Annotated in this window: 15 protein-coding genes; 12 read left to right on the top strand and 3 right to left on the bottom strand. The window is 33.3% G+C overall.

Features of this window, described 5'->3' with window-relative positions; genetic code table 11:
• Window positions 1-339: 339 nt before the first annotated feature.
• Window positions 340-1,122, bottom strand: a complete 783-nt coding sequence (locus tag ACIPKN_RS18030; protein WP_400938577.1) for a TSUP family transporter — start codon at window positions 1,120-1,122, stop codon at window positions 340-342.
• 126 nt (window positions 1,123-1,248) lie between these two features.
• On the opposite strand from ACIPKN_RS18030, the gene ACIPKN_RS18025 reads away from it, so the two are divergent.
• Window positions 1,249-2,031: a TrmB family transcriptional regulator gene (locus tag ACIPKN_RS18025; protein ID WP_400938574.1), complete on the top strand. Its 783-nt coding sequence runs from the start codon at window positions 1,249-1,251 to the stop codon at window positions 2,029-2,031.
• Between the two features lie 74 nt (window positions 2,032-2,105).
• Here ACIPKN_RS18025 and ACIPKN_RS18020 read toward each other — a convergent pair whose 3' ends face one another.
• Complete coding sequence (locus ACIPKN_RS18020; RefSeq protein ID WP_142510422.1) at window positions 2,106-2,477, bottom strand: nucleotide excision repair endonuclease; 372 nt, start codon at window positions 2,475-2,477, stop codon at window positions 2,106-2,108.
• Window positions 2,478-2,829: 352 nt separating this feature from the next.
• Here ACIPKN_RS18020 and ACIPKN_RS18015 point away from each other — a divergent pair, with 352 nt between their 5' ends.
• Window positions 2,830-3,741: a tyrosine-type recombinase/integrase gene (locus tag ACIPKN_RS18015; RefSeq protein ID WP_400938571.1), complete on the top strand. Its 912-nt coding sequence runs from the start codon at window positions 2,830-2,832 to the stop codon at window positions 3,739-3,741.
• An 853-nt stretch (window positions 3,742-4,594) separates the two neighbouring features.
• Window positions 4,595-5,371, top strand: a complete 777-nt coding sequence (locus tag ACIPKN_RS18010) for a phosphatidate cytidylyltransferase (protein WP_400938569.1) — start codon at window positions 4,595-4,597, stop codon at window positions 5,369-5,371.
• Window positions 5,372-5,491: 120 nt separating this feature from the next.
• Here the strand turns inward: ACIPKN_RS18010 and ACIPKN_RS18005 are convergent, their stop codons facing one another.
• Complete coding sequence (locus ACIPKN_RS18005; protein ID WP_400938567.1) at window positions 5,492-5,707, bottom strand: helix-turn-helix domain-containing protein; 216 nt, start codon at window positions 5,705-5,707, stop codon at window positions 5,492-5,494.
• 1,420 nt (window positions 5,708-7,127) lie between these two features.
• Between ACIPKN_RS18005 and ACIPKN_RS18000 the strand changes: the two genes are divergently transcribed.
• The 9 genes from ACIPKN_RS18000 (at window position 7,128) to ACIPKN_RS17960 (ending at window position 14,715) form a co-directional block, all read left to right on the top strand.
• Window positions 7,128-7,319, top strand: a complete 192-nt coding sequence (locus ACIPKN_RS18000) for a hypothetical protein (RefSeq protein WP_400938565.1) — start codon at window positions 7,128-7,130, stop codon at window positions 7,317-7,319.
• Between the two features lie 18 nt (window positions 7,320-7,337).
• Window positions 7,338-8,483 carry a helix-turn-helix domain-containing protein gene (locus tag ACIPKN_RS17995; protein ID WP_400938563.1) on the top strand — a complete coding sequence of 382 codons (1,146 nt, stop codon included), beginning with the start codon at window positions 7,338-7,340 and terminating at the stop codon, window positions 8,481-8,483.
• 294 nt (window positions 8,484-8,777) lie between these two features.
• Window positions 8,778-11,561 carry a hypothetical protein gene (locus ACIPKN_RS17990; protein WP_400938560.1) on the top strand — a complete coding sequence of 928 codons (2,784 nt, stop codon included), beginning with the start codon at window positions 8,778-8,780 and terminating at the stop codon, window positions 11,559-11,561.
• 235 nt (window positions 11,562-11,796) lie between these two features.
• A complete protein-coding gene (locus ACIPKN_RS17985; RefSeq protein WP_400938558.1) occupies window positions 11,797-11,979 on the top strand; it encodes a helix-turn-helix domain-containing protein in 183 nt (60 codons plus the stop codon).
• 689 nt (window positions 11,980-12,668) lie between these two features.
• Window positions 12,669-12,863, top strand: a complete 195-nt coding sequence (locus tag ACIPKN_RS17980) for a hypothetical protein (protein ID WP_400938556.1) — start codon at window positions 12,669-12,671, stop codon at window positions 12,861-12,863.
• A gap of 156 nt (window positions 12,864-13,019) precedes the next feature.
• On the top strand, window positions 13,020-13,208 hold the full coding sequence (locus ACIPKN_RS17975; RefSeq protein WP_400938554.1) for a hypothetical protein: 189 nt from the start codon (window positions 13,020-13,022) through the stop codon (window positions 13,206-13,208).
• Window positions 13,202-13,543, top strand: coding sequence for an HNH endonuclease family protein (locus ACIPKN_RS17970; protein ID WP_400938552.1), 342 nt, complete (start codon window positions 13,202-13,204; stop codon window positions 13,541-13,543). Before ACIPKN_RS17975 ends, ACIPKN_RS17970 begins: the two co-directional genes overlap by 7 nt.
• Window positions 13,544-13,557: 14 nt before the next feature.
• Window positions 13,558-13,992, top strand: coding sequence for a hypothetical protein (locus ACIPKN_RS17965; RefSeq protein WP_400938549.1), 435 nt, complete (start codon window positions 13,558-13,560; stop codon window positions 13,990-13,992).
• 351 nt (window positions 13,993-14,343) lie between these two features.
• The gene (locus tag ACIPKN_RS17960; protein ID WP_400938547.1) at window positions 14,344-14,715 is read left to right on the top strand and encodes a hypothetical protein; all 372 of its coding nucleotides are present in this window, start codon (window positions 14,344-14,346) and stop codon (window positions 14,713-14,715) included.
• Window position 14,716: the final 1 nt, after the last annotated feature.

Raw genomic sequence — 14,716 nt, 5'->3', positions numbered from 1 at the left:
ATGGATAGACTGTCCAAAATCGTGGATAGAACATTCGAAATCGCGGATAGAATCTCTGAATTGATGGATAGAAAGTTCGAAGTGACGGAAAGCCTTTTCAGAGCGACGAATAGCTCCTCCAAATGATGGATAGAATCACCGAGTCGTTGATAGAACCTCCAAAATCGTGGATAGAATTTCTGGATTGATGGATAGAAATTTCAAAGTGACGGAAAGCCTCTCCTGAGCGACGAATAGAATCCCGAAAATCGCCGATAGACCCTCCGAAATGACAAAAAGCCTCTTCAAATTAAAGAAACAGAACGCCAAAGATTGTCGACAAGTTAAGACACCGTAGAGCTAGATATCTACGGCGTTTTTTATGTAATCATAAGCATTTTTAGTTAACAAAGTAATCGTTACGATAATAAATAATACGCGGACAAAGCCGCTACCTTTTTTAATCGCCATATGTGAGCCTACAAATGCACCGGCAATTTGAGCGATACCCATTAGTAAACCATAGACATAATGAATCTGACCTAAGTAGGCGAACATTAAAAGGCCGGCAAAATTACTTGCTAAGTTTAAAAATTTCGCATTTCCTGCTGCCTTTAAGAAATCGAAGCCGACTAATAAAAAGCTAAAGATTAAAAATGAGCCAGTTCCTGGACCAAGAAACCCATCATAAAACCCAATTGTAAATAACAACAGCATGAATAGGACTAAGTGCGTAAACTTTAAATTTTTGACTGCAGCTACAGAACCCCAATCTTTTTTAAAGATTGTATAGACTGCAACAGCAGCAAGCATTATGAGCATAAGTGGTTTTAGTAATTCAGGATTAATTAAATGAACTGTCCATGCACCAAAAAGTGATCCCACAAAGGCTAGGGGAAAGTATTTAATAACCGAACGAATTTCTAGCTGACCAGATCGATAAAAAGAAAGGGTTGATGTTAAAGAACCCATGGTGCCGGCAAGTTTATTAGTGGCTACTGCCGCTGCTGGATTTAAACCAGCAAACATAAGGGCAGGTAACGCAATTAAGCCACCACCTCCAACGACTGCATCCACAAAGGCGGCTAAAAATCCAAAAGATATTAATAATATGACTACATTTACATCTACTTCAAATAGCATGTTTACACCTCTTTTGATAGTTACTACTGAAATAGTAACTAAATTTCACAGGGCTGTAAAGACTAATTTTTTTCGTTGGCGTATCTTCATAGCCTTAACTTATAATAGAGGTAATGGAGGGATCGAATGGTTGAATTAATCGCCCAATTGAAAGAGCTGGGATTCACAGAATATGAAGCAAAGGCCTATACTGCACTCGTACAAAATAGTCATGTTAGTGCCTATCAAGTAAGTAAAAACTCCGGTATCCCTCGTGCAAGAATATACGATATACTTGATGTACTTGTTGAAAAAGGGTTAGTACTGAAAGAAGAAACGGCAGATCAAACGACATACTCTTCCATTCCTGTCGCTGTGTTTTTACAGCAAATTCAGCAACGTTGGCAATCTAATTTTACGTCGATTAGTGATCGATTAGAAAAATTAGAAGTAAAAGAGCAGGAAGCGGAGCATAAAGTTGTCACGTTAAAAGGAAAAGAGGCAATCTTCAATTATTGTCAGTCATTATTAAAAAAAGCGGAGAAAAAAGTCATATTATCAATGTGGGAAGATATGTATGAAGAATTGCGGGAAGATTTACATGAGGTAGCGAAGCATGTACCTGTTCAGGGAATTACCTTGTATGTGGAGGACCATTTAGCTTCCATTGACCAACACCGTATCACTCCCTATACGAGGAATGCGTCTACACCTCATTGGTTTATTTTGTCTGTAGATGGTCAAGAGATGATTTATGGTCACTCTCCGGCAAATCAGGAAACGGCTTTTATTACCAATGATCCTGTTCATATCTATTTATTAGAGGATTATGTATGGCATGACGTGCTTATTAATCGCCTTTTAAAGCGCGATGATACGGAGCTTGAGGAATGGATTACTAAAGAACGTAAAGCATTTTTCTTAGAATAAAAGTATTGAAAAAGAATCTGCAAGCCGTCATGTACATTACAGAGGGCAAGCAGATTCTTTTTTTTCGTTAAATATTAATAAAATACTTTATCAACATTGTATTTAGCGCGGAATGAATTGATCGCGTACGTTTCATAAATTTCACGTTCCATTGGATCTTCCACTTCATACACTTCAATTTTGAAAATTTCATCACGATGATTTTTCATCGGTGACACATTGTCCTCAAAATGCTTTTTAATACGTTGACGAATTTTACGTGCTTTACCTACAAATAATAGTTCGTTTTCTTCATTGTAGAATAAGAAAATACCACCGTTTTCACGAGTGATTTTATGGAAGTCGATAAAACCATGGTATGGTGTGATTGGTACATCTCCTGGCTTTAAATCTTGTTCGCGTTGGCGGATTACTAAATCTGGTTTTGGAAAATCAATTTTAATCAAACTATTCACGTTCCTCTCTGTTACTAAAGGTATATGTTAACATAAGTACAGCATGTTTACCATCAAATAATGAATGTAAACATTCAAGTTTAGTGTTAAACAAATTACATAATGACATGCATGATTAATAACAAAATATTCTATGTATTATTGATATTCTTAATTGTTCATGTTACAATTCTTTTTAATTAAATAATCTTATCATGAGAAGGCCTGAAAAAACTTAGGAAAAGTCAGTAATACCAAGGGTTCAAGGCACTTGTTAAGATGTGGAGTAAAATACAGTTTGTTTGTTATCAATAGTACACTTCTTATTGTCTATTAGTTTAGATGAAAAGGAGTGTATTTTTTTATGCTTTTAAAGTTTGCGTTTGATGATTTTATATCGGATAGACGATTCAATAACACAACTGAGTCAAATATCAGAAGTTATAAATACATGATTAAGCCTTTCATTGACTATTGCATTGAAGAAGGAGCAGTTAATGTTGAGGATGTAACACGTAGTCATCTTAAAAATTACCTAATAATGGCACAGCAAAAAAACAGGAAACCAAATACAATCAACACAATTATTTTACGTGCTAAAGCTTTTTTAAATTATTGCGTTGAAGAGGGGTATGTTGATGAAAACATTGGGAAGAAGATAAAAACTCAAAAAGTAGATGTGAAGATTGACACTTTTACAGACCAACAAATTAACCAAATGTTGGCGTTCTATAGGACACAGAGAAAGAGACACCAATCATATAGCAGTTACCGTAACTATTTGATTATTTTGGTACTTCTAGGGACAGGCATTCGTAGGAAGGAGCTATTAATGTTGAAGTGGGATGATGTAGATTTTAAAAATCAAACGTTACAAGTACATGGTAAGAGCAGGAAATATGAAACGGTGTTTTTAACAGATAAATTAACGAGAGAGTTACTAGCATTCAGGACATTTTCGTCAAATATTTTAAAAAATGAAAGTGAGTATTTGTTTGTTACTAATAAAAATGAACCATTTACAATTAATACGATTGATTATGTTTTTCGCGAGTTAAAAGAGAGAATGAATTTTAAAGATGTGCGAGTTAGCCCACATACGTTTAGGCACACTTTTTGCAGGAATCTTGTCCAATCAAATGTAAACAGTTTTACGATAATGAAGTTAATGCGACATGAAAATATAACAACGACTCAACGCTATGTAAATTTATGGGGTAGTCACTTAAAACAGGAGAATGACAAGCACAATCCATTAAACAATTTCGAGTTTTAAGCAATAAAAAAGAGAGTTAGCTATTGCAGTAGCTAACTCTCAACACTCAATTAGCAATAGACCAATACAACTAAATATGAGCATTTATAGCCTTCATTTTACTTGAAAAAAAGATAAAATGCAAAGGTCTAGTTTCCTATTGTCTTTTTTTGATAATAGTGGCTCTTTGGTGGTTGCCCAATAACACTAATCAAAACAAAACTGGAAAGGTTATGACTTAGCCGCCGCAATAATTAAGTCTAGGATACAACTACAAGCTTCCTTGTTGGCTTTGGTATCTGAATGGTGTTAGCGACCATTAACGGCTAGGAGTGGAAGGTCTGAATGATTAAGGTCATGCAGAATACATAATACATTGTAATTGTTGTTGAGTTTCTCATAACAGTAGAATAAGCATTTACGATACACGCAGAAGGCATGTAGACGGATTACAAGACGTTTCGGGGCAGAAGTAGAAACTATATGTATTGTTCGAAAGAACACGTTTAACAAGGGCATACATATACGGATACCTCAAATGACGGATTCATGTACATAATGCAATGGCTGTCTATATTTTAGATTCTATTAATTTAGTTTCTGAAATGTAGGCAGTCATTTTCAGCACCAAGCCGTTGTCCTCAATTCAGGCTTCATGTTGGAAGGGAAGAAGCAGTATGTCAATATAATTAAACACAATTATACTTACCTTTTTGGCTAATTAAAAAGGCTTTTCTCTAAAAGATTGTTGTTATTCAACTAACGGTGAAGTTTAGTTGAAGAAGAATAGATATGTTTCTTATGGTTTCTTCTTCTATTTTTTGTAGTATAATTTACTCCATACTACAAATTAGAGATATGAGGAAGTGTAAGTGTGAAGGTACGTATAATCACTGGAATTATTATGGCAATTTTATTTTTAATTCCATTTTATTTCGGGAGTTATTGGTTTTCGGCTTTTTCTTTAATTCTTGCAATAATAGCCTATTATGAATTTACTACTATTATTAAGGCAAGAATTTTGGACGTTAAATGGTTTGCAGGACTTTTAGGAGTTATATTTTTATTCTCTCCTTTGTTAAGTTCTGGGGGTGAACAGATTCAAATTAAAGTATTGATAGCTCTTGTTCTCTTATTGCTAACAGCTACTATTTTTAATCAGGAGTTTTCAATTGAAAAGGCTGGGACTTTGCTGATTGGCGTTTTATATATTGGATTTGGGTTCAGTTCATTAGCAGAAGCAAGAATAGATAATGGAGTTATTTGGGCGTTCTCTATATTATTAACAATTTGGTCAACTGACTCAGGAGCTTATTTTATTGGAAGAAAATTTGGTAAAAGAAAACTTGCTGAAAAAACTAGTCCTAATAAGACAGTAGAAGGAGCAATAGGTGGTATTATAGCAGCGATTATTATAGGAATGGCTCTTCAAATGACATTAAATACATATGTAAACTACATCGAAGCTTTAATAATAACTCTTGTTGTATCTATAGCTGGTCAAGTTGGTGACTTGGTTGAATCAGCACTAAAACGCAACTATGGTGTTAAAGATTCAGGGAAAATTCTTCCTGGTCACGGGGGAGTTTTAGATAGGTTAGATAGCTGGATCTTTGTATTTATTGGATTGAAACTTATTGGCTTGCTATAGAAATAAAAGAACTTCTTCTTCAACTAACTGAGGGCTTTAATTGAAGAAGATAGCAAACTAGAAACAACAATCTTTTAGAAAACAATTTATATGGATATATCTTTAAAAAAAGGTTCGGATTTAATTATCCGAGCCTTTTTTTCTTACCAATATATCTGATATTTCACAATCCAATACCTCGCACAGCTTATCAAGTGTTTCAGCAGAGTATCGTGTTGCTGTATTCGTAGCAATTCTTCTGAGCGTTTCGAACGATATCCCAGTTAATCTTTCCAACTCACGAATAGAGAGACCTTGTGAATCCAATATGTATTTTAAATTTGATTTAACAACCATTTATTAGCACCTCCACAGGGAAGTATACCACACAACACAAAATGCATACAAAGTGTTGACTAATAAAATAAGTTTATGCTATATTAACTACAGACTTATCTAGTGAGTCAAATTCTACATAGAGGTGAATAAAATGAAAGCGAACTTAAACAACCTAAACGAACTACAAAATGTGGTAGCATCTTATTTTATTAATAAATTGAAATTAACATTAGACGAAACATTGCTCATGTCAGTACGTAACTTGGTTTCTGACAAGGGTAGCATATTCGTGAAGCACTCTAGACTAAGAGAGCTAGTAAAACTACCACAAGACATTCAAATAGCTGTAGAGAGCCTTGTGACGCTTAATAGATTAGTGTTTATCAAAAAAAAGAGTTTGCATATCAGATTTGTTCGTAGATGCACAAGCATTATAGCAGTGATTCTTCTTATGTCTATACAAAAGGTTGCACATACGGACTGTGTTAACAATCTTGCTAATATAACATAAATGCAAAAGGTTACGTATGCGGACAATTATAAAATAATCTAAAACATAAAATATAGTAGTAGTGATATAGGGAGTATTATAATTATCCGTATACGTAACCTTTTAGAATTTTTACTATAATACACTAGCATTTTGACAGAAGGGAAGGTAAACACAAAGCTGAAATCATAGGCGATAAAAATGGTTGTATAGGGGAAAGGCTAGTAGGAGAGGATTTTAAATATTAAAAAATGAGCATAAAATGTCGAACGCTAAACACTTAAACCCTTGTATATCAAGCAATAGACTCACAAAATACGTCACTATATGGATAGGGAAAAGTTTAATAGAACTGAAACTCATAGCACAATATGAAACGAAGCAGGGTTACATTACTTTTTCCTCTATTTAAAATTTTATCACAATAGAATTAATGTTATAAAAATAGTTCTATTGAATCATTTGAAAAGTTTTGTGTTATGTTATAATATATAAACTTATCGACTTATCTTTAAAGTCAAAATTTTACTTTTTGCTCAATATCTATGTAAATGAGAAATACTTTTCTACATAGTTAAAATTTGGTGACAGATATGATGGATATTCAGCTACCAGTCTATTTAGCTATGTAGAAAAGTATTTTGGGTGAGGAAGTCACCTGAGAAAAACAGAATTACTATATAGAGATTCAATTTGTTTATACTACTATATCTTTGGTGAGTAAGACCGTAAAACAGTGGCGTACATCATTGAGTAGTATTCCTCAGTTAGTTTCACACTCATTATTCGCAAGGCTATTTCCTCCTCCTTCTAGTCTTGCAACTTCTCTTTTATTTTTAACTTAATAAATTAATAAGAGAGTTTGGATGAATTGAGATTCTATAGGTGTGATATTTATCTGGTGTGTTTTAGGGGGAATCAATTCAATTAAAAAAGGATAATGCGATTATGTTAACAGAAAAATATGCAGTACGTAATAAATACATGGCAAATGCCTTAGGTTTTATCACAAACCAAAAATACAGCGTTGAGAAAGATGTGAGCAATCCCGATAAAACAGTGTTCGTATTTAAGTGTACAGTAGAGCTTATGAACGCAGTAACAGAATTAACTCAACTAAAGAAAAAGTATTCTAGCTAATTCAAGGGGAACTCAATTATGACAGAAAACACTCAATTCAATTCAAGCAACTACGACCAATTGTTAGAACAGCTTAAACACGCAGAACAAGAAAGCCCAGTATGCGTTTCTAATGAATATTTTGAGATGTTGCCAACTATTTATAAGACACATGAAAAAGAGATTAAGACTTGGAAGACTGTCTCTACAGCTTACTCTTATATCTACTTCATGACCTACTTGTATAGATGGTGCAAATATTCACACTACGCTCCAAGCATAAAAGATGTAAAAAGAATTCTAGGTTCAGCTAGTAATAAAACTGTTGATATTTTTATAAAGAAAAATGGCTTATTTGACCAGTATAACTTGACTGAAACTATCGGACTATTCGAATTGCCAGTAGTGTTTGAGACTGATGAAGATACAGACTTACCATTATTTACGAATGTACTAGAACTACATGCAGACCTAAAAGAACACGTACATATGTATTATCGTGAACCAATGGGATTGACAAATAGATATACTTCTAAAAAACCTGTATTAGCATTTCACAGCAATACACTAGAAGAAGATAATCAAGGAACATTCTACAAAGGTACAAACTTTACAAACATACCATTTGAGGTGTTTGCTTTTTGTATGAATCATGCTTGTCTTGGTGATAAAGCATTCTATGTTTATTCATTCCTAAAAAGTCAATACGATTACTTTGAAGATAAAAACGAAGAGTATCTTGTTGGACATAGAACAGTAGCGAGCAAGCTGAATATACCACGTAGTTCGGTATATGACATCATGCGTTCACTACATGATTACGGACTAATAAGAATGGAAAGAAATCAAGACTACTTTGTATTAGGGAATGATATCGCAGACCGTATAGCACCTACTATAACCGTAATAAGTGAAATCCAAGAGTTTAGTAAGGAAACTAAGAAAAAGTACGATTTGATGCCAACTAAATCAAAAGAGGAATATATTTTGGAAAAAAAACTAGAAGCCGTTGAGGAATTAAATGAGTATAGCCAATTAGTGATTGAGGCAAAAGGTATTGAAAATACTACACTAGATGAAATACAACAAATGAAGATGAATGAAGTAGCAGGAACGCTAGTTAAATCAGCAACAGACCTACGGAAAAAACGTGCAGAAATCAATTTAGGTGAACTACCATTCTAATAATAAATTAGGAGAATAATGATTATAAAAATAAGAATAATGAGCAATAGAGCAGTAGAAGGATTTAAGATTAGGAGGTAAGAAACATAGGGGAAGTACGAAACGAACGTACTGAGAATAGCCATCTTCCCAACAAATATTGTTATTTGCTGTAAAAGTAAACATAAAACTACCAAACATATTTTCCAATATGCTCAGAAAACTATTTATCCAAATTTCTATATCTAATATAGCACACAGACTATTAAAAAAACAACATATAAAATCAACTAAAAAAAAGGGGGAACAACTACTATGAAAGCAAACTTAAACAAATCAACAGAAGGTACATTCATCCAATCAGTAGAAGCGTCAATCATTTGGGAGCATATGAACAGAGGAGCTTCATTAACACCAAAGTATGACGGTTTTATTCCATATTCATTAGAGCTTATTAAGCTACGTGAATTGGGGATAAATGAATTTGCAGACCGTAAAGATGATAAAGTTGATATTCAAGAGTTAGATAGGCGAACAATGAAGACAATTCGTAAATTCCACACAGACGATATTATCAATGTTAAGTTTAAAAGCAAAGTAAGTAACGCTAAAACGGTTTTAAAGAAAGTTGAAGATTCTCAAGCTCGTACACTAGAATCATTTGCAAATGAACATGGTGAGAAAACAGACTTTGAAGAACGATTAGCAGTACTGAATGAAAAATTTGATACACGTAATGAGGAAATCTCTCAGTTAATCGAAGCTAATAAAGATGCCTGGGAAACCACTTTATCACTACAAGAATTACGTAATGAATTATATGTTAATGGATTTACATTAACTAACTATAAAGGTGAAGAAGTTAAATACGTTGTATATAAACGTTCTTCTGCTAAATCTCGTGTAGGCTCATGCCTATTCATTCGTGAAGACATAGCAAAAGAGATAACTAAATGGTCAAGAATGGGGATCAACTTTGAAAACGGTGAAGAAATTGATATCGCTTCATTGTCTGCTTATGAGTCACTAGTTACATCTTCACTTAAAAGTACAATCAAGATTAACCCTAAACACATTCTATTGATTGATGATGTTGATTCAGTGTTTAACATGTCTGCAATTGAAATTGTTAAAGACACTGTAGATGGTAGAGTTAAACTTAAATCTCAAGTAAATGAGAACGCAACAATCTCTAACAGTTTATTTGATGGTTCTGGATTATTAGATTCTCAATATTTCGATGGTCAAGGAATGATGCTATTACGTCAACACTTCTTCAAGTCTTGTGTGTTCAATACAAATGTAGTTAATTTCATGAGAGACCAATTCGGCTCAGAGTATGAAACTGCTACTATTAAAGATATGCTAGGTAACAAAGTTAAAGTTAAAGATATACATATGATTATCACACCTTCAAGCTTAAAAGTGTTTAAGTTCAGCAAATTCGTAGGTACTGATAAAGATATGTACAATCATTGGAAGAAAACAATTAAAGCAGAAAAGAATACCTTCGGTGTATGTAAGTCTGAATCCTCAACTAAGCTAGGATATGATGAAAAAGGAATGCCGCTCCAACAAATGTCATATCAAATGGTTAATTCATTGGATTTAGATATCAACGGTATTCAAGACTTATCAAAGTTCGAAGTCGATTATATTAACACAATCAAAAATAACGATGAAGCATTTGCACAACATCTATTAGATACCGCAACAATGACAAACAGCAATGAAATGTTAGCAAGCTTATTCTATCATAACAACGATATTGCTAAGACAGAGCTATTTAACACATTCAAAAGAAAGACTATTAATAAATACGTAGCACATATGAAACAAGGTAAAATACGTATCACTGGTGACTACGCTGTATTAATTGGTAATCCGATAGAATTCTTATTTTCTGCAATCGGTAAGTTTGACGTTAACGACAAGGCTACACACCACATGAAAGGCAATCAAATCTATAACAAGAACTTTAAAAATGGTGAAGAAGTTGTATGTTTCCGTAATCCTCACACATCTGCTAATAACCTACTATATGCAATCAACACTAAAAACACTCTTATTGACAAATACTTCAATTTCACAAACAACATTGTTGCTGTAAATGCCATTGAGTTTCCTGTTCAAGATATCTTATCTGGTTGTGATTATGATTCAGATACAATGTTAATCACGAATAATAAAACAATTGTAGAGGTTGCTCGTAATAATGATGCTAAAGTTTGCTTGAATGGTGTTTCAGCTACTTCTAACCGCTATGTATTGGATAGTCTAAATCGTGCTAAAGTTGACAAGACAATTGCTTCTGGATTAATCGGAATGATTGTAAACGTAGGACAAGCCGCTCAATCGGTTATGTATGATGCAAAGTTTAATGGTTATACAGCGCTATACAACGAGATGAAAGAAGTCGTTGAAATCATCTCAGTGTTATCTACAATCGCTATTGATGGTGCTAAAAAAGCCTATGACATTGATACGGAGAAAGAGCTTGTTCGACTATCTTTACTAGTTAAATCTAGAATGAAGCAAGATGCGGGGGGTAAGAATCTTTTTCCTAACTTCATGAATAACGGGAAAAATCACAAACGCAAATACACTAGCTATAAAACTTCAATGGACTATGTAGTTGACATCTTTGACGTTCGTAATCGTGAAACAGCAGAAGAGTTAGCTACTAAAATAAAACGGGCTAAAGAATTGAAATCATCTGATGTAATTAATGTGTTCGAATTAATAATGCCCTTTGATATTGAAACAGGTGAGATTTTCCACGTTCGTAACGCCAACAACAGACAAGAAAATGAAATTATCTCAATGGTTGACACCTATACTGATAAAATGAAACATTATAAAACTTCTCTATTAAAAGCTAATTCAGAAGAAAAGGAAATAATCGCTAAGAAAATTGTACTTAGTGGAAACATAATTAAAAGTTCTATGAAGAAACGCGCAATCAAAACTACTACGATTTTTTCTATTATGTATCATCTATTTGAATCGAATACTGTTGAAGACAATCAAATTCAAATTATGAATGCTGTATATCAGTCTGAACCGAAAAGGTTTTTATCAGTTTTTGAGCAAAAATAGTAGAACATTGGCTTATTTGATTAGTCGAAAACGCCTAATATCTAAGGAGATAACGAATAATAATATGTCACCACAAGGATAGAGACATTCAGGTCTTTTCCATTTTTGGCATATTATATTTCTCCTATATTCTTATTTTTGAATGGGCAGTACCTAGACTCTTGGACTGTCCTTTTGAACAATTAAGGAATTAATAATACCAAGAACAAAATATGAATGGAGATTATATGAATATATGAAAACATATAAAGAAAGATGTCAACTATTAATGGAAATGAAACTAAAGAAGATTAAAGCGAAAGACTTAGCAGAATTACTAGGTTGCTCAAAAAGTTGGATTAGTCAGTATTTCAATAACAAAGTAGACATACCGAAAGAATCAGAGGGTAAAATTGTAGCGTATGTTGAATCAAAATAACTGACAAGGGGATTGGCTGTTTAAACGGTGGATTCCTTTTTACTTTACATACTATAACGTGGAGAACATACATATAAACGAAGAGATTAAAACTAAACTAGAAGCAATGGTTATTACTATTGATGGGATGGATTAAAAAATAGCTCAATCACAAGGAATGTTAAGGTTTCAGAGCTTTTTTAAGTACATAGAATTCTGAAAGAGGCATAAAATTTTTAAGCTATTGACGGTTGAAAAAAAGTTCTCTTTTGCTGTATATTTTACTTGAATTATACTAAGACTTAGTATATAATAAGTATATAAGGTTAAGGAGGACAGCGAAAACTTATAAACGGAAAATACATAAAATACATAGTGAAAGGTAAAAAGATATGAATGAGGTAAAGGTAAAAGAAAAACAAAAAAAGAAAAGGTACAAGCTAAATGTCGAGGTTTCGCTTGTACCGCTCAAAATCAAGTTTGACATTGAAATTGAGTATAGATAATTATGTTGGGTGTGGGTTTAACCACTCACACCACTTTTACCTATTATATCACAAGGGTGTTGAAAATGAAAATAATCAACTACACACATGAAAAGAACGATAACAAAACAAACATCAATATTGAAATCAACGGTTTACCTATTGTTTTAGTGGTGGCTAGTATTGTATTGGTCAAATACTTGTTTTTCTAGGAGGTGCGAAAATATGGCATATAGTAAAGCTCAAAATGAAGCTACTAAAAGATACATGGAGAAAGCACGAAAAGAAGACCCTAAAAAGATTAATGGTAACTCTTATTTGTCAAAGGCTAGAACGTATGTAAACAAATACGCAACCTTAGAGGGATTAGAGGAGCTAAAGACTTTGATTGAAGAAAAAGAAAAAGAATTGAGAGCCTAGCTTACTGTAGCCTAGGCTTTTTTATTGGGACAATAAGGAGCAAAACAGGGACATGGCTAATTGTTCCTTTGACATAGTTTGAATAAAGTAGACTTCTCGTCATATTAAGATGAGGGGTTTTTCTATTTATACATAACAACAAGGAGAAAAATAATCATGAGTTGGATTTTTAATTTTGTATTTGTAATATTGCTTGCATTAAAATTATTGGAACTTACTACAGCAAGTTGGATAGACGTATTCACACCACTTCTATTTTCATTTGCAACACATGTAATAACTCTTATGGTAGCTAATGCGAATACTAAACGAGTTGTGAGAGCGTTTGATAAACACGAATGGTAAGAGAGCATACAACAGAAGCCAAGAAGTTCTATGCAAGTGCTAAATGGAAGAAAGCTAGAAAGAACTATATTGAAAGTCCTGAGGTTGCAGGATTGTGTGAACATTGTTTAAGGCAGGGATTGTATGAACGAGGATATATCTTAGACCATATTATTGAGATTAACAGTGAGAACATTAGTGATACTAATATTACTTTAAATCCTGATAATTTTCAGTTCCTTTGTTTATTCCACCATAATCGCAAAACGTTTAGTAAGGCAGATAAGAGTAGCACACAGGAAGGTTATGGGTTTAATAGTCGTGGACAGTACGTTCCTTTAAGTGAGATTGATTAGGAGATGATAGACATATGCCAAGGTATGTATGTAAGAACACGTTAGGCAATACAAGTACAGTAACAGCAGACTATGTACTATATTCAGATAGACACTATACTTTTATGGATACGGCAGGAGTAGTAGACATACTCGATAGACGTACTTGTATAGACGTACAGGTATTGTCAGACACACCTAAGCCTAAGGATAAGTTGTATGTTGTAGTGAATACAGTAACTAATGATGTAGTCATAATCAAAGCGCAAAAGGTTATAGTTGAAGACAATGTTATAGTTGAAGACAATGAAGTAATACTCTATGACACATTGGGTAATGTATATCGTAAGCCTTTTAATTGCTATGCTGTTCATGAGTTGGGTAAGAGAATAGAAGCAGGCAAGACAATTAGTAGATTATATGATGGTAACAATGTAATCATTGACGAGAATGGCAAGAGAATGTTTTAAGTTTTATATTGTTTAAAAGAAGTTTGATGAAGGTAGGGGACTGTACTATATGTATGGTTGCCTATCTTTTCTTTTGAATAAAATTAAGATTTAAAATTAGAAAGCAAAATGAAATGTTTACTAATGATGAATATAAATAATTTCAAATTAAAAATAAAATTAAAAAATAAAGTTTGAGAATGAATTTGGGGAAAATATAAAGCCCCCCTTCAAAAGGTTTTTAAGAAGTTGTCTAGAGACCGATGAGAGTGTTTTCTGTGTAACACACGTCTCATTTTTAGACCCCCTCCCATCATTTTTAGACAAGAATATTATAACGCTAGCTACTTTATACGAAAGGAGACGATATTTGTGGCTACTAAGAAAGAGAAGACAAAATCTGAACTGATTACGGCTGAGAAGAATCGCCTTAAGCGTATATTGAAAGCGGCAGAGGTTGACGATAACAAATTGAAAGCTGTAGAAGGTCTAATTGATAGAGCAGGCTTCTTAAAAATTCAATGCGAGATTTTTGAGGCTGATTTGCTTCAAAATGGATACACTGAAAAGTTTACTCAGAATCCAGACGGCTCAAATCCCTATGAAAGAGAACGTCCTACAGCTCGTTTATACGCTACAACAGTTAAAGACTATAAAACTACTATGAAACAAATCATTGAAGTGTTAGGAACTAAAGCTAATGTAATTAAAGATGATGGCTTCGATGAATGGAATCGAGGCTAAT

The sequence above is a fragment of the Lysinibacillus sp. NPDC086135 genome (genome assembly GCF_044746345.1).
Taxonomy (GTDB): Bacteria; Bacillota; Bacilli; order Bacillales_A; family Planococcaceae; genus Lysinibacillus.
The sequence above is the reverse complement of the archived record's forward strand: the minus strand, read 5'-3'. Positions and strand labels throughout refer to the sequence as shown.